Genomic DNA, 14,388 nt, shown 5'->3' on the forward strand with positions numbered 1-14,388 from the left:
GGGGGAGCGCATGGAGATCGCCGGACGGGAGCTGCCCGACGGCAGCTGGTGGGACTGGAAAGTGATCGTCTGGGGCGCGGGGCAGCTCCGCCTGGCCGCCGGGCACGACCTCACCTACCACCACGGCCTGGAGCTGGTCTTCGTCGCCCCGGCCTTCGTGTCCTGTCCGCTCGGCTTCCAGGACCCCGTCTTCCGCCCGCCCACCACCGGGGAGACGGCACGTCTCGCGCGGACGCTCGGCGAAACACCGCCCCTGGTGGTCGCGTTCGAAGCGGACGCCGGCGGCAGTGAGCCCGTCTCCTGTCTGATCGCCGCGGAACGGCTCGACATCCGGCCCGGGCTCGTCCTCCGGCACGCGCGCGCGGGCGCTCATACCGCCCCGGCCGCCCACGACTGGCCCGGAGCCCCCTTGCCCACGGATTAGGATGGACGTCATGGCCAAGACCAGTACGACGACCCAGGGGCTGCGCGCGGCGATCGAGCGCAGCGGCTACTACCCGGCCCTCGTGGCCGAGGCGGTGGAGGCCGCTGTGGGCGGCGAGCCCATCCGGTCGTACCTGGTCCACCAGGAGACGACGTTCGACCAGAACGAGGTGCGGCGGCATGTGACCGTGCTCGTCCTCACCGGCAACCGCTTCATCGTCAGCCACACCGACGAGCAGGCCGCCGACAGCACCTCCCCGACGCCGTACGCCACGACGTCCACGGAGTCCGTGAAGCTCGGCCGGATCTCGTCCGTCGTGGTCAGCCGAGTGGTCGCCAACCCGGAGCAGTACGCGCCGGGCTCGCTGCCCCGCGAGGTCGTGCTGACCATCGGCTGGGGTGCCGTCTCCCGCATCGACCTGGAGCCCGCCGCCTGCGGCGACCCCAACTGCGAGGCCGATCACGGCTACACGGGCAACTCGACGGCGGACGACCTGAGCCTGCGCGTCAGCGAGGCCGGGGACGGCCCGGAGACGGTGCGTCAGGCACTCGCCTTCGCGCAGGCCATCTCCGAAGCAACAGCGGACGTCACACACTGATGGCGTACCCCACCGCCTGGGACCACCCGGAACCGCTCGCCCTCGGCACCGCGCCGCTCCCCGAGTACGGCAGCGGTTCGCTCGCCGATCTCCTGCCCACCCTGGCCGCCGGTATGGCCGTACCGGGTATGACCGCCGGGATCCAGGAGCTGACCGCGGCCGACCGCAACTGTGTCTTCCTGATCGACGGGCTCGGCTGGGAGCAGTTGAAGGCCCACCCGGACGAGGCCCCCTTCATGACCTCGCTGCTGGCGAGTTCGCGCGGGGGCACGGGACGCCCGATCACCGCAGGCTACCCGGCGACCACCGCGACCTCCCTCGCCTCCGTCGGCACCGGCCTTCCGCCGGGCGCGCACGGCCTGCCCGGCTACTCGGCCCGGAACCCGCAGACCGGTGAGCTGATGAACCAGCTCCGCTGGCAGCCGTACACCGACCCGCGTGCCTGGCAGCCGTACCCCACCGTCTTCCAGCTGGCCCACGAGGCGGGCGTGCACGCCGCCCAGGTGTCGTCCCCCGCCTTCCAGAACACCCCGCTGACCAAGATCGCACTCAGTGGCGGAGCGTTCCACGGACGGCTGACCGGCGAGGACCGCATGGACATCGCGGCCGAGCAACTGGCCGCCGCCGACCGCTCCCTGGTGTACACCTACTACGCCGAGCTGGACGGCGCCGGGCACCGCTACGGCGTCGCCTCAGACACCTGGCGCGGCCAGCTCATGTATGTCGACCGCCTCGTCCAGCGGCTGGCCGAGCAGCTCCCGCCGCGCACCGCGCTGTACGTCACCGCCGACCACGGCATGGTCGACGTGCCCTCCGACGAGCAGCACCGCTTCGACTTCGACGAGGACTGGGAGCTGCGCGCCGGGGTCGCCCTGCTGGGCGGCGAGGGCCGCGCCCGCCATGTCTACGCGCTGCCGGGCGCCGAGAACGACGTCCTCACCTGCTGGCGCGAGGTGCTCGGCGAGCAGTTCTGGGTGGCCTCGCGGGACGAGGCGATCGCGGCGGGCTGGTTCGGCCCCCGGGTCGACGACCGCGTCTACGCACGGATCGGCGATGTGGTCGCGGCCGCGCACGACGACGTCCTGATCATCGCCTCCGAGCGGGAGCCGAAGGAGTCGGCGCTGATCGGCAACCACGGTTCGATGACCCCTGCCGAGCAGTTGGTGCCTCTGCTCGAAGTACGCTCCTGACGCTCGAAGTTCGCTCCCGAAGCACCGCCCGCCGTCCCGCCCGTCTTCGCCTCGCCGAAAGGTGCTCAACTCCCCATGCCCGAGCTGGTGTTCTTCTCCGGAACGATGGACTGCGGGAAGTCGACGCTGGCTCTCCAGATCGAGCACAACCGCTCCGCGCGCGGTCTCGTCGGCATGATCTTCACGCGCGACGACCGGGCCGGTGAGGGCAAGCTGTCCTCACGTCTCGGCCTGGTCACCGACGCGGTGGAGGTCGAGGACGGCCAGGACCTGTACGCGTATCTCGTCGACCATCTCTCCCAGGGCCGCCGCGCGGACTACGTGATCGCCGACGAGGCGCAGTTCCTGGCCCCGGAGCAGATAGACCAACTGGCGCGCGTCGTCGACGACCTGGCCGTCGACGTCTATGCCTTCGGCATCACGACCGACTTCCGCTCCAAGCTGTTCCCCGGCTCCCAGCGGCTGGTGGAACTCGCCGACCGGGTCGAGGTCCTCCAGGTCGAGGCCCTGTGCTGGTGCGGAGCCCGCGCCACCCACAACGCGCGCACGGTCGGCGGCGAAATGGTCGTCGAGGGTGCCCAGGTGGTCGTCGGCGACGTCAATCAGTCCAGGGACGAGGTCGGCTACGAGGTGCTGTGCCGCCGACACCACCGGCGCCGAATGACGGCCGCGACGGCGCGTGCGGCGGCACTGTCCCCGGACGTCCTGCCGGTCCCGACGGACTGAGGCGCCCCACCGGGGCTCAGCGCGGGCTCTGGACCACGGAGAAGACGGCGCCCTCCGGATCCGCCACCGTCGCCACCCGGCCGTGCTCGGTGTCATGGGCCGGCTTCAGCACCTGGCCGCCAAGCTCGGCGACCCGGCGCAGCGTCTCGTCGGTGTCGGCGACCTCGAAGTACGTCAGCCAGTGCGGGCCCCGGTCGCGGGGCAGCGCGTTGCCCACGCCGTGGATGCCGGCCACCGGGCGCCCGCCGACGTGCAGCGTCACATAGTCGAAGCCGGCGGACACCACTGCCTCCTCCTGGAAGCCGAACACCGTCTTGTAGAACTTGGCGACGCTCGCCGTCTCGAAGGTGAGCAGTTCGTTCCAGGAGGGCGTGCCGGGCACGCCGGAGACGGCCATGCCGTGGTGCTCCGCCGCCTGCCAGATGCCGAACACCGCCCCCGAGGGGTCGGAGGCGATCAGCAGCCGACCGGCCTCGGCCATGTCCAGGGGGCCCACGCCCACGGTGCCGCCGCACAGCCGTACGGTCTCGGCCATCCGGTCCACGTCGTCCGAGGAGAGGTACGGCGTCCAGGCGATCGGCAGATGACGGTCCGGCGGTAGTTGACCGATGCCTGCCACCTCCTGCCCGTCGAGCAGGGCCCGCACATAGGGGCCGAGTTGCTGGGGACCGGGCTCGAACTCCCAGCCGAACAGCGCACCGTAGAACTCCTCGGTCGCGGCCAGGCCGTGTGCCATCAGGGTCACCCAGCAGGGCGTGCCGGGCTCGCGCCGAGTTCGCGTGCCGTTCGGGCCCGCCGACCCCCGTGCCTCGGTCATCGTCACTCTCTCCCCGGCCCCTCGCGGTGGCCGTGTCGCTTCCGCTCTCCGGATCGGTGTGCCGCAGTCGCGCGCACGCCCCGTGCCGATGCTCGCACCCTCCGTGACATCGCGCGCCGCGGCCGCGCCGCTGCCGTGCGGCGCCGCCGCGAGGATGCCTGCTCTGCCTTTTCTCTCCCGTTTCCGGGTGATTGCCGCCGGGTGTCCATCAGCTGCACAGCATGTGCCCGATCCCGTACGCCTGGTGATCGATCCTGTCCGGCCGAGCAGAGTAGTCGGACCTGGACGATGCGGCCACCCCTGACGTAAGGATGGAGGCCATGAAAGCCATCATCACCGCAACGCGACTCGCGCACGACTTGACCGGGGACAACCCGCCGGTGCTGCTCGACGTCCGCTGGCAGCTCAGCCTGGCCAAGGCGGCGGGAGCACCGGCCTTCGACGGCCGGGCCGAGTACGAGGCCGGGCACATCCCCGGCGCGGTCTTCGTCGACCTGGACCGGGAACTCGCCTCGCCCCCGGGTAAAAATGGCCGGCATCCGCTGCCGGACACGGCCGGTTTCGGCGCCGTCATGCGCCGGGCGGGTGTGACCACCGGCCGGCCGGTGGTTGTGTACGACGGTGGTCAGGGCTGGGCTGCGGCCCGTGCCTGGTGGCTGCTGCGCTGGACGGGTCATCCGGATGCGCGGGTCCTGGACGGCGGACTGCCCGCCTGGGAGGGGCCGCTGTCGACGGACGTGCCCACGCCCGCCGAGGGCGACTTCGTGCCCGCGCCGGGTGCCGTGGGGCTGCTGGACGCGGACGGCGCCGCCGCGCTGGCCCGCTCCGGTGTGCTGCTCGACGCGCGGGCGGGGGAGCGGTACCGGGGCGACGTGGAGCCGATCGACCGGGTCGGCGGGCACATCCCGGGGGCCGTGTCCGCGCCGACGACCGAGAACGTGGCGGCGGACGGGCGGTTCCTGCCCGCTCAGGAGCTGCGGGCCCGCTTCAAGTCCCTCGGGGCGTCCGAGGACGCGGAGGTCGGCGTGTACTGCGGCTCGGGCGTCTCGGGAGCGCACGAGGTACTGGCGCTTGCCATCGCGGGCATTCCGGCGGCGTTGTACGCGGGTTCCTGGTCGGAGTGGTCCGGGGACCCGTCCCGGCCGGTGGCCGTGGGGCCCGACCCCCAGTAACGGCAGGAGAAGGGGCCCCGCTCGTGAGCGGGGCCCCTTCTGCGCACGGTCGTACGAGACCGGCCACTCCTGCTTCTCGGCCGGTTACTCCTGCTTCTTGCGGCGCGTCCCGAAGACGATCTCGTCCCAGCTGGGGACGGCCGCCCGGCGGCCCGGGCGGACGCCGTCGGCCTCGGCCTGGCGGTCGGTGGCGCCGATGAGGCGGTCGCGGTGGCTGCCGACGGAGCGCGGCATGAGGACGTCCGCGTAGGCGGATCCGGCCGAGGCCGCGGGGGCCGGAGGCTCCTCCGCCTCGGGCTCGATGACGGGCTCCTCCGGCACCTCCGCCGGGCGCTCCGGGACCACCATGTCGCCCCGGAAGCTCGGCACCGCCTCCAACAGGCTGGTCAGCGAGTCCCGTTCGCCCGTGCTCTCCTCGGCGGGCTCGGATGCCTGCGCCGGCAGACTCGGCCGCTCGCGGTCCATGGCACGGTCCAGCGCACGATCGCGGGGCAGCCGGGCGATGCGCGGTACGAACGGAAAGCTCGGCTCCGGTACGGCGAGGTCGTCGGACTCGCCGATCAGCGAGCGCGCCTCGTCGTCGACGGCCTGCACGAGCCGCCGAGGCGGGTCGTACGTCCAGCTCGCCGAGTGGGGTTCGCCCGCGACCCGGTAGACCAGCAGGACCTCCCAGGTGCCGTCGTCGCGGCGCCACGAGTCCCACTGCACGGTGTCCTTCTCGGCACCGCGCAGCAGCAGTCGCTCCTGGACGGCCTCGCCGAGCAGGGGACCGGAGTTCTCGCCCGGTCTGCGGACCGGGGTCTTGCGGGCCCGCTCCGCCATGAAGGCGCGCTCGGCGAGCACCGGGCCCTCGAACCGCCGTACGCGATCCACGGGGATGCCGGCGAGCTGCGCGACTTCTTCCGCGGTCGCGCCCGCACGTATACGTGCCTGGATGTCGCGGGGCCGCAGATGGCTCTCGACCTCGATCTCGATCTGGCCGAGGCGGGGCCGGTCGCCGCGCACGGCGGCGCGCAGCCGCTCGTCGATCGGAAGCGTGTACTCCGTGGAGTCGGCAGCCTTGAGCACCAGCCGTGTGCCGTCATTCGAGACGGCCACGACACGCAGTTCGGGCATGGGGACCTCCCGGGTGGTGCCTGCCGACGTCACGTGCGTCGCTGCTTCCGCTAGTCGAGTGTGGCCTGCCCGGGTGCAGCCTGCCACAACCTTGCCGAGTTGCCCGGCGTGTCGGGCACGGGCCCTGGACCGCCGTTCTGGCACGGTTACCTATTCGCAACGCTAAGTGACCAACTCCGTCACCCTGTGCAACTAGCCCCCCTCTCGGCGGTCCTGCAGGACCGCGGACACCCTGACGGGAGGCCGGGCCCAAGGCTCGCAACAGTACTCCATTCGGGCCACGTGCGTGGATTGCCGCGCCGCCCAACTTCTGGCAAGGGATGCGACTTGGCCGTGCGCAAGCGGATTTTCCCGATCATGAACGGGGCCGTTTCACACAATTACCGCAAACGGAATCAATTGTTCCGGGCGTATTCCGCCCGTAAGCCTCCTTACGCCCCCAAAACCCTTCGCAGGTAGTCGTTCTGGAACAGCCGGTCCGGGTCGAGCCGGTCCCTGAGGGCGGTGAACTCGCCGAAGCGCGGGTAGACCTGGGCGAAGTACTCCGCATCCCGGGTGTGCACCTTGCCCCAGTGCGGCCGGCCCTCGTGCGCGGTGAAGATGCGCTCGGCGGCGGTGAAGTACGCCTGATAGGGCGTGCCCTTGAACATGTGGACGGCGATGTAGGCGCTGTCCCGGCCGGAGGCGGTGGACAGGGTGATGTCGTCGGCGGGCGCGGTGCGGACCTCCACCGGGAAGCTGATCCTGAGGGGTGAACGGTCGACCATCGCCCTGAGTTCCCGCAGCGTGTCCACCGCCGCCGCGCGCGGGACGGCGAACTCCATCTCCACGAACCGCACCCGGCGCGGCGATGTGTAGACCTTGTAGGGGATGTCCGTGTAAGTGCGTGCGGACAGGGCCTTGCTGGAGACCTGGGCGATCGTCGGGATCGCGGCGGGCGCCGCCCGGCCCACCCACTGGGCCACCTGGAACACGCCGTTGGAGAGGAACTCGTCCTCGAACCACCCGGCCAGCTGCCCCACCGGCTTCTCCGGGCCCGCGCTGCGGTTGTTGCGCTTCGTGTTGGTGTTGCCGGTGTGCGGGAACCAGTAGAACTCGAAGTGCTCGTTCTCGGCCCAGAGTTCGTCGAACTCGGCGAGCACCCGGTCGAAGGACATCGGTTCTTCGCGGGCCGTCAGCAGGAAGAGCGGCTCCACGGCGAACGTGATCGCGGTGACGATGCCCAGGGCGCCCAGGCCTATTCGGGCGGCCGCGAAGACCTCCGGGTTCTCCTTCGCCGAGCAACTGAGCACCGAGCCGTCGGCCGTGACCAGCTCCAGGCCCTTGATCTGGGCGGCGATGGAGGCGGAGTCGCGGCCCGTGCCGTGGGTGCCGGTGCTGGTGGCCCCGGAGACGGTCTGTTCCATGATGTCGCCCATGTTGGTGAGCGACAGACCCTCGCGCGCCAGAGCCATGTTGAGCCTCTTGAGCGGGGTGCCGGCCTCGACCGTGACGGTCATGGCCTCGCGGTCGATGGTGCGGATACCGGTCAACAGTTGAGGGCGGATCAACACGCCGTCGGTGGCCGCGATGGAGGTGAAGGAGTGCCCGGTGCCGACCGCCTTCACCTTCAGGCCGTCCTCGGCGGCCCGGCGCATGGCAGCGGCCAGCTCCTCCACGGAGGCGGGCGTCACCTCCCGGGCGGGACGGGCGGCGACATTGCCTCCCCAGTTACGCCACGTGCCGTTCTTCCCGCTCGCTGTAGTGCTCAACGGTGCCTCCCCGACCCGCGGCCGGCCTGCTGAGCCGGCGGTACCCGAGGAAACCGACCGCGACCGCGACGGCTCCGGACACGGCCGGAACCCCGTACCCGGCGCGTGCGCCGGCCGCGTCGATCACCCAGCCGGCCACGGAGGAGCCGACGGCGACCCCGACCGCGAGGCCGGTGCTCACCCAGGTCATCCCCTCGGTGAGCTTCGCGCGAGGTACGTGCTCTTCGATGAGGGACATCGTCGTGATCATCGTCGGCGCGATGGACAGGCCCGCAACGAACAGCGCCACGGCCAGAAGCGGCAGGTTTCCGACCAGTAGGAGGGGGATCATACTCACGGCCATCGCGCATATGCCCAGCAGCCACCGGCGTTCGGGCGCCCCCGCGAAGCGCAGCAGCCCGAACACGGCCCCGGCCAGGCAGGAACCGGCCGCGTACAGCGCCAGGACGACGCTCGCGGCGGCCTTTTGGCCGTGCTCGTCGGCGAAGGCCACGGTGACCACGTCGACCGCCCCGAAGATCGCCCCCGTGGCCGCGAAGGTGGCCACCAGTACCTGGAGTCCCTGGGAGCGCAGCGCCGATCCCCCGCCGTGGTGCTCGCGCGGGTGCGGCTCCGGCTCGGTGGCGCGCTGGGCCGTCAGCCAGAAGACACCGGCGGCCAGGAAGCAGCCGGCCAGCAGCGGCCCCGCCTCCGGGAACCAGGCGGTGGACAGTCCGATGGAGACGATCGGCCCGAAGATGAAGCAGACCTCGTCCACCACGGACTCGAACGAGTAGGCGGTGTGCAGCTTCGGGGTGCCCCGGTACAGGGCCGCCCAGCGGGCCCGGATCATCGCGCCCAGGCTCGGTACGGAGCCGATCCCGGCGGCGCAGACGAACAACACCCAGTCCGGCCACCCGTAGTGCGCGGCGAACAGCAGCCCGGCCGCCGCCGCGAGCGCGACCAGTGTCGCCGGGCGCAGCACCCGGCGCTGCCCGTACTGGTCCACCAGCCGCGAGACCTGCGGCCCGACCGCCGCCGCGGCCAGTGCGATGGTCGCCGACAGCGCGCCCGCGAGCCCGTACCGCCCGGTGAGCTGGGAGATCATCGTGACCACGCCGATGCCCATCATCGACAGCGGCATCCTGCCGACGAAGCCCGCGGCGGAGAAGGCCTTGGTGCCTGGAGCGTCGAACAGGGCGCGGTAAGGGCTGGGCACGCGGGGCTCCGTAAGGTGTGAAGAGAGTCGTTACAGCTTACGGGTTAGGCAAGCCTGACGCACCGCCCCGAACCGCACTCGTCACCCCGCTGTTTCCCGGCTGTCAGTGCCGGGTGGCAGGATCGGATCCATGCCAGACGCGCTCGATGCCACCCCCTACGACGCCCTGCTCCTGCTCTCCTTCGGCGGCCCGGAAGGCCCGGACGACGTGGTTCCGTTCCTGGAGAACGTGACACGCGGGCGCGGCATCCCCAAGGAACGCCTCAAGGAAGTCGGACAGCACTACTTCCTGTTCGGCGGGGTCAGCCCCATCAACCACCAGAACCGCGCCCTGCTGGACGCCCTCCGCAAGGACTTCGCCGAGCACGGCCTGGACCTGCCCGTCTACTGGGGCAACCGCAATTGGGCCCCCTACCTGACGGACACCCTGCGCGAGATGGTCGCCGACGGCCGCCGCCGCATCCTGGTCCTGGCCACCAGCGCCTACGCCTCCTACTCGGGCTGCCGCCAGTACCGCGAGAACCTCGCCGACTCGCTGGCCGCCCTGGAGTCCGAAGGCCTGGAGCTGCCCAAGGTCGACAAGCTGCGGCACTACTTCAACCACCCAGGCTTCGTGCAGCCCATGATCGACTGGGTGCTCGAATCCCTCGCCGACCTCCCCGCCGACGTCCGGGACGGCGCCCACATCGCGTTCACGACCCACTCGATCCCCCTCTCCGCCGCGGACACCTCCGGCCGGGTCGAGGACCACGGCGAGGGCGGCGCGTACCTCGAACAGCACCTGGACGTGGCCGAGCTGATCGCCCAGGCCGTCCGCGAGCGCACGGGCGTCGACCACCCTTGGCGGCTCGTCTACCAGTCCCGCTCCGGCGCCCCGCACATCCCGTGGCTGGAGCCCGACATCTGCGACCACCTGGAGGCGCAGCACGAGGCCGGGGTCCCGGCCGTCGTCATGGCCCCCATCGGCTTCGTCTCCGACCACATGGAGGTCCTGTACGACCTCGACACCGAGGCGAAGGCCAAGGCCGAGGAGCTGGGCCTGCCGGTGCGCCGCTCGGCCACCGTCGGCGCCGACCCGCGGTTCGCCGCCGCGATCCGCGAGCTCGTCCTGGAGCGTGCCGCCGCGGAGAAGGGGCAGGAGGTCACGCCGTGCGCCCTGGGCACGCTCGGCGCGAGCCACAACCTCTGCCCGGTCGGCTGCTGCCCCGCCCGCACCCCCCGCCCTGCCGCCGCGGGCGCCGACAGCCCCTACGCGTGAGGAGCCCCGTGACCGACGCCCCGCATTCCGACCTGCTGCGGCTGGCGCAGGAGGCCGCCCACCGAGCCGGCACCCTGCTGCGGGACGGCCGCCCGGCCGACCTCGCGGTCGCCGCCACCAAGTCCAGCCCGATCGACGTCGTCACCGAGATGGACATCGCGGCGGAGAAGCTGATCACCGACCTGATCGCCGGCCACCGCCCCGACGACGGCTTCCTCGGTGAGGAGGGCGCCTCCGTCGAGGGCACGAGCGGCATCCGCTGGGTGATCGACCCGCTCGACGGCACGGTCAACTACCTTTACGGGCTGCCCACCTGGGCGGTGTCGATCGCGGCGGAGCAGGACGGCGAGACCGTCGTCGGGGTCGTCGCCGCCCCGATGCGCCGCGAGACGTACCACGCGGTACGCGGCGGCGGCGCCTGGGCCACCGGCACCTGGGACGGCGAACGCAGACTGGCCTGCCGCCCCGCGCCGCCCCTGGAGCAGGCCCTGGTGTCAACCGGCTTCAACTACGTCTCCGAGGTCCGCGCCCACCAGGCCGAGATCGCCGCGCGGCTGATCCCGCTGCTGCGCGACATCCGCCGCAGCGGCTCGGCCGCGGTCGACCTGTGCGACGTGGCCGCGGGCCGCCTCGACGGCTACTACGAGCGCGGCCTGAACGCCTGGGACTTCGCCGCAGGCGACCTGATCGCCCGGGAGGCCGGCGCACTGACGGGCGGACGCCCCGGAGAACGCCCCGCACGCGATCTGACGGTCGCGGGCACGCCCGGCGTCTTCGAACCCCTCCAGCGCCTCCTGGAGGACTTCGGGGCTTGGCACGACTGAGCACGGTCAGACCCTCGACACCGGCTTGGGCGCCCCGAAGGCGAACGAGCCAAAAAAGGAACCCCCGGCGCTGGATTCGCCGGGGGCCCCGTTGTCGTGCTCACGCGCGATCAGACGCTAGGCGCTGACCTCCACACCGTGTTCGGCGGCGAGGCGGTGCAGGTCGTCGAGCTCTGCCTGCTCCACCTCGGCGAGGAAGTCGTCGCCCTCGTCACGAGCCCGCGTGAGGTCGGACTCGGTCGCCTTTATGCGCTGCAGAAGTCCTGCGGTGAATGCGTCCATGCTGCGCCCCCTCGTCCTGGGTCGTGGGTCGGTGGCACGGGGGTGTGCCGTTCGGAAGGGACGATCACGTCTCCTGCGGGTGCCCAGCGCTGCCCTGCTGGGCGGCGACGGTGCCGGACACCCACGCCCGCTCCGCGGAAAAGCGGATCGCGATGTACCGCATGGTGTTGCGGCACATGCAGAGCGTGATCGTGGGGTGTAAAGCCGTCCTCCCCCCACTCCCTTCCGCGGAAACCTCAACAGGAGGAGAAAATCTCGCATTCCCGTCCGCCCGGCCCGATCCGTCCGGCCGGCGCCCCCGTCTTACAGCCGACTTATGGCCGAAAAGGGCAGGATGGAGGTCACACCCCACGAAGCCCCCTGCCCACGCGCGCTCACGGAGCGCTACGCGGGTGGACACAGGAAGGACAAGCGACGTGCGCGTACTCGTCGTCGAGGACGAGCAACTGCTCGCCGATGCGGTGGCCACCGGACTGCGCCGGGAGGCCATGGCCGTCGACGTCGTGTACGACGGTGCGGCCGCCCTGGAGCGCATCGGCGTCAACGACTACGACGTGGTGGTCCTCGACCGCGACCTCCCGCTCGTGCACGGCGACGACGTCTGCCGCAAGATCGTCGAGCTGGGCATGCCCACGCGCGTGCTCATGCTGACCGCGTCCGGCGACGTCAGCGACCGCGTCGAGGGCCTGGAGATCGGCGCCGACGACTATCTCCCCAAGCCCTTCGCGTTCAGCGAGCTCATCGCGCGCGTGCGCGCCCTTGGCCGGCGTACCAGCGTCCCGCTGCCGCCCGTCCTGGAGCGCGCCGGCATCAAGCTCGACCCCAACCGCCGCGAGGTCTTCCGCGAGGGCAAGGAGGTCCAGCTCGCGCCCAAGGAGTTCGCCGTCCTGGAGGTGCTGATGCGCAGCGAGGGCGCGGTCGTCTCGGCCGAGCAGCTGCTGGAGAAGGCCTGGGACGAGAACACGGACCCGTTCACCAACGTGGTCCGCGTGACGGTCATGACCCTGCGCCGCAAGCTGGGCGAGCCGCCCGTCATCGTCACCGTTCCCGGCTCCGGCTACCGGATCTGATCGCCATGGCCGCCTCTCCCACGTCGCTCCAGGCGCCCCCGAAGCCCACCTGGGACCCCCGCAGGCCGCAGCCCCCCTTCCCGTGGCTGCGCCCGACCATCCGGATACGGCTGACCCTGCTGTACGGCGGCATGTTCCTGATCGCCGGCATCCTGCTGCTGTCGATCATCTATTTGCTGGCCGCGCAGGCCATCACCACCGGCAACGCGCCTTTGTTCAAGATCGTCAGCTTCCAGAAGCTGCAGGTCTCCAGCGACAACTGTCCCGCGATCACCAACACCCTGCAGCTGGCGGACTTCAACGGCGCGATCAGCCGATGCGCCGAAGACCAGCGCCAGGCGGCACTGGACAACCTGCTCAGCCGCTCCCTGCTGGCCCTGCTGGGCCTCGCCATCATCGCCTTCGCGTTCGGCTATGCGATGGCCGGCCGGGTGCTCTCCCCCCTCGGGCGGATCACCCGCACCGCCCGCGCGGTGGCCGGCTCGGACCTGTCCCGCAGGATCGAGCTGGACGGCCCGGACGACGAGCTGAAGGAGCTGGCGGACACCTTCGACGACATGCTGGAGCGGCTGCAGCGGGCCTTCACCGCCCAGCAGCGCTTCGTCGGGAACGCCTCGCACGAGCTGCGGACCCCGCTCGCGATCAACCGCACGCTCCTGGAAGTGCACCTGTCCGACCCGAACGCGCCCGTGGAGCTGCAGCAGCTCGGCAAGACGCTGCTGGCGACCAACGAGCGCAGCGAGCAGCTCGTGGAGGGTCTGCTGCTGCTCGCCCGCAGCGACAACCAGATCGTCGAGCGCAAGCCCGTAGACCTCGCCGAGGTCGCCTCGCAGGCCGTCGACCAGGTGCATGCCGAGGCGGAGGCCAAGGGCGTGCGGATCGAGGGCGAGCGCAAGCCGGCGGTCGTCCAGGGCAATGGCGTCCTGCTGGAGCGGATCGCCCTGAACCTGGTGCAGAATGCGGTGCGCTACAACGTGCCCGAGGACGGCTGGGTGGAGGTCACCACCGAGATCCAGCACGGGCAGGCGGTGCTGACGGTGTCGAACACCGGGCCGGTCGTGCCGGCGTACGAGATCGACAACCTCTTCGAGCCCTTCAGACGGCTGCGTACGGAGCGGACGGGCAGCGACAAGGGTGTGGGCCTCGGCCTGTCGATCGCGCGCTCCGTGGCGCGCGCCCACGGCGGCCACATCGCTGCGCAGCCGCGCGAGGGGGGCGGTCTCGTGATGCGGGTCACCCTGCCGGTGTGATCCACAACTGGTCGTGTTTCGACACACGCGGGGGTGTTCGCTTTGCGCGGAATTTTCGGGAGACCGGACGGGCTTCCGCGTGTGTGATCGATCACATGCGCGGTTTTCCGGCCATCTACTCTCCGTGATCATGATTGTGGGCAGAAAGCCTGGAAAATCCGGGTTTTCAGGGGTCTTGATCACGGGAAGTACACGGTGAGACGCCTTTGAGGTGCGGCATTAGGACCGTGTACGGTCCCCATCGCCATCCAAGCCGATCACTCTTGAGGAGTCCGGTTGGGTGTCGATTGAGTAACAGACCTTGATGTGAGGCAAAATCTCCGCCTCGGGTCGGGCACAAGTCCGGCCTCTCACGCGTTACGTGCGCTGGAGACACCGCAGACACCCAGAGGGGGAGAGCGACATGGCAACCGATTACGACACTCCACGCAAGACCGACGACGACGTCGACTCGGACAGTCTCGAAGAGCTGAAGGCCAGGAGGAACGACAAGTCGACCTCCGCGGTGGACGTCGACGAGTTCGAGGCCGCCGAAGGTCTTGAGCTGCCCGGCGCCGACCTTTCGAACGAGGAGCTGGCCGTCCGGGTGCTGCCGAAGCAGCAGGACGAGTTCACCTGCATGAGCTGCTTCCTGGTGCATCACCGCAGCCAGCTGGCCCGGGAGAAGAACGGTCAGCCGATCTGCCGCGACTGCGACTGAGGAGGGGTCGGC

At 70.9% G+C, this 14,388-nt stretch carries 15 protein-coding genes; 10 read left to right on the forward strand and 5 right to left on the reverse strand.

Going from position 1 to position 14,388, the window contains the following annotated elements; all coding sequences use genetic code 11:
• Positions 1-10: 10 nt before the first annotated feature.
• The 4 genes from ACZ4EG_RS04745 (at position 11) to ACZ4EG_RS04760 (ending at position 2,938) form a co-directional block, all read left to right on the forward strand.
• Complete coding sequence (locus ACZ4EG_RS04745) at positions 11-424, forward strand: hypothetical protein (protein WP_467789548.1); 414 nt, start codon at positions 11-13, stop codon at positions 422-424.
• A 1-nt stretch (position 425) separates the two neighbouring features.
• On the forward strand, positions 426-1,022 hold the full coding sequence (locus ACZ4EG_RS04750; RefSeq protein WP_467789549.1) for a DUF5998 family protein: 597 nt from the start codon (positions 426-428) through the stop codon (positions 1,020-1,022).
• Positions 1,022-2,212 (forward strand): alkaline phosphatase family protein, encoded by a 1,191-nt coding sequence (locus ACZ4EG_RS04755; RefSeq protein WP_453555472.1) that lies wholly within the window; start codon positions 1,022-1,024, stop codon positions 2,210-2,212. The genes ACZ4EG_RS04750 and ACZ4EG_RS04755 overlap by 1 nt, the downstream gene beginning before the upstream one ends.
• A gap of 75 nt (positions 2,213-2,287) precedes the next feature.
• Positions 2,288-2,938: a thymidine kinase gene (locus ACZ4EG_RS04760; protein WP_467789550.1), complete on the forward strand. Its 651-nt coding sequence runs from the start codon at positions 2,288-2,290 to the stop codon at positions 2,936-2,938.
• Between the two features lie 16 nt (positions 2,939-2,954).
• Here the strand turns inward: ACZ4EG_RS04760 and ACZ4EG_RS04765 are convergent, their stop codons facing one another.
• Entirely contained in the window at positions 2,955-3,755 is an 801-nt protein-coding gene (locus tag ACZ4EG_RS04765) for a VOC family protein (protein ID WP_453555470.1), read from the reverse strand.
• A 320-nt stretch (positions 3,756-4,075) separates the two neighbouring features.
• On the opposite strand from ACZ4EG_RS04765, the gene ACZ4EG_RS04770 reads away from it, so the two are divergent.
• The gene (locus ACZ4EG_RS04770; protein ID WP_467789551.1) at positions 4,076-4,927 is read left to right on the forward strand and encodes a sulfurtransferase; all 852 of its coding nucleotides are present in this window, start codon (positions 4,076-4,078) and stop codon (positions 4,925-4,927) included.
• Between the two features lie 84 nt (positions 4,928-5,011).
• Here ACZ4EG_RS04770 and sepH read toward each other — a convergent pair whose 3' ends face one another.
• The 3 genes from sepH to ACZ4EG_RS04785 form a co-directional block, all read right to left on the reverse strand.
• Positions 5,012-6,043 carry a septation protein SepH gene (gene sepH / locus ACZ4EG_RS04775; protein WP_467789552.1) on the reverse strand — a complete coding sequence of 344 codons (1,032 nt, stop codon included), beginning with the start codon at positions 6,041-6,043 and terminating at the stop codon, positions 5,012-5,014.
• A 431-nt stretch (positions 6,044-6,474) separates the two neighbouring features.
• Positions 6,475-7,794, reverse strand: a complete 1,320-nt coding sequence (locus ACZ4EG_RS04780; protein WP_467789553.1) for a D-arabinono-1,4-lactone oxidase — start codon at positions 7,792-7,794, stop codon at positions 6,475-6,477.
• A complete protein-coding gene (locus ACZ4EG_RS04785; protein WP_467789554.1) occupies positions 7,754-8,992 on the reverse strand; it encodes an MFS transporter in 1,239 nt (412 codons plus the stop codon). The genes ACZ4EG_RS04780 and ACZ4EG_RS04785 overlap by 41 nt, the downstream gene beginning before the upstream one ends.
• Positions 8,993-9,122: 130 nt before the next feature.
• Between ACZ4EG_RS04785 and ACZ4EG_RS04790 the strand changes: the two genes are divergently transcribed.
• Positions 9,123-10,250, forward strand: a complete 1,128-nt coding sequence (locus ACZ4EG_RS04790) for a ferrochelatase (RefSeq protein ID WP_467789555.1) — start codon at positions 9,123-9,125, stop codon at positions 10,248-10,250.
• 8 nt (positions 10,251-10,258) lie between these two features.
• Entirely contained in the window at positions 10,259-11,074 is an 816-nt protein-coding gene (locus tag ACZ4EG_RS04795) for an inositol monophosphatase family protein (protein ID WP_467789556.1), read from the forward strand.
• Positions 11,075-11,191: 117 nt separating this feature from the next.
• Here ACZ4EG_RS04795 and ACZ4EG_RS04800 read toward each other — a convergent pair whose 3' ends face one another.
• The gene (locus tag ACZ4EG_RS04800; protein WP_453555459.1) at positions 11,192-11,356 is read right to left on the reverse strand and encodes a hypothetical protein; all 165 of its coding nucleotides are present in this window, start codon (positions 11,354-11,356) and stop codon (positions 11,192-11,194) included.
• A gap of 416 nt (positions 11,357-11,772) precedes the next feature.
• Here ACZ4EG_RS04800 and ACZ4EG_RS04805 point away from each other — a divergent pair, with 416 nt between their 5' ends.
• The 3 genes from ACZ4EG_RS04805 (at position 11,773) to ACZ4EG_RS04815 (ending at position 14,376) form a co-directional block, all read left to right on the forward strand.
• Complete coding sequence (locus ACZ4EG_RS04805; RefSeq protein ID WP_055494404.1) at positions 11,773-12,426, forward strand: response regulator transcription factor; 654 nt, start codon at positions 11,773-11,775, stop codon at positions 12,424-12,426.
• Between the two features lie 5 nt (positions 12,427-12,431).
• The gene (locus ACZ4EG_RS04810; RefSeq protein ID WP_453555457.1) at positions 12,432-13,676 is read left to right on the forward strand and encodes a sensor histidine kinase; all 1,245 of its coding nucleotides are present in this window, start codon (positions 12,432-12,434) and stop codon (positions 13,674-13,676) included.
• Between the two features lie 403 nt (positions 13,677-14,079).
• Positions 14,080-14,376, forward strand: a complete 297-nt coding sequence (locus tag ACZ4EG_RS04815) for a DUF4193 domain-containing protein (protein WP_005481602.1) — start codon at positions 14,080-14,082, stop codon at positions 14,374-14,376.
• Positions 14,377-14,388: the final 12 nt, after the last annotated feature.

This window comes from Streptomyces sp. NPDC025638 (assembly GCF_055558775.1).

Excerpts from the sequence above, each read along its gene's own strand:
- ACZ4EG_RS04745 (WP_467789548.1), top strand. The coding sequence starts at position 11 with ATGGAGATCGCCGGACGGGAGCTGCCCGACGGCAGCTGGTGGGACTGG.
- ACZ4EG_RS04750 (WP_467789549.1), top strand. The coding sequence starts at position 426 with ATGGACGTCATGGCCAAGACCAGTACGACGACCCAGGGGCTGCGCGCG.
- ACZ4EG_RS04755 (WP_453555472.1), top strand. The coding sequence starts at position 1,022 with ATGGCGTACCCCACCGCCTGGGACCACCCGGAACCGCTCGCCCTCGGC.
- ACZ4EG_RS04760 (WP_467789550.1), top strand. The coding sequence starts at position 2,288 with ATGCCCGAGCTGGTGTTCTTCTCCGGAACGATGGACTGCGGGAAGTCG.
- ACZ4EG_RS04765 (WP_453555470.1), bottom strand. The coding sequence starts at position 3,755 with ATGACCGAGGCACGGGGGTCGGCGGGCCCGAACGGCACGCGAACTCGG.
- ACZ4EG_RS04770 (WP_467789551.1), top strand. The coding sequence starts at position 4,076 with ATGAAAGCCATCATCACCGCAACGCGACTCGCGCACGACTTGACCGGG.
- sepH (WP_467789552.1), bottom strand. The coding sequence starts at position 6,043 with ATGCCCGAACTGCGTGTCGTGGCCGTCTCGAATGACGGCACACGGCTG.
- ACZ4EG_RS04790 (WP_467789555.1), top strand. The coding sequence starts at position 9,123 with ATGCCAGACGCGCTCGATGCCACCCCCTACGACGCCCTGCTCCTGCTC.
- ACZ4EG_RS04800 (WP_453555459.1), bottom strand. The coding sequence starts at position 11,356 with ATGGACGCATTCACCGCAGGACTTCTGCAGCGCATAAAGGCGACCGAG.
- ACZ4EG_RS04810 (WP_453555457.1), top strand. The coding sequence starts at position 12,432 with ATGGCCGCCTCTCCCACGTCGCTCCAGGCGCCCCCGAAGCCCACCTGG.
- ACZ4EG_RS04815 (WP_005481602.1), top strand. The coding sequence starts at position 14,080 with ATGGCAACCGATTACGACACTCCACGCAAGACCGACGACGACGTCGAC.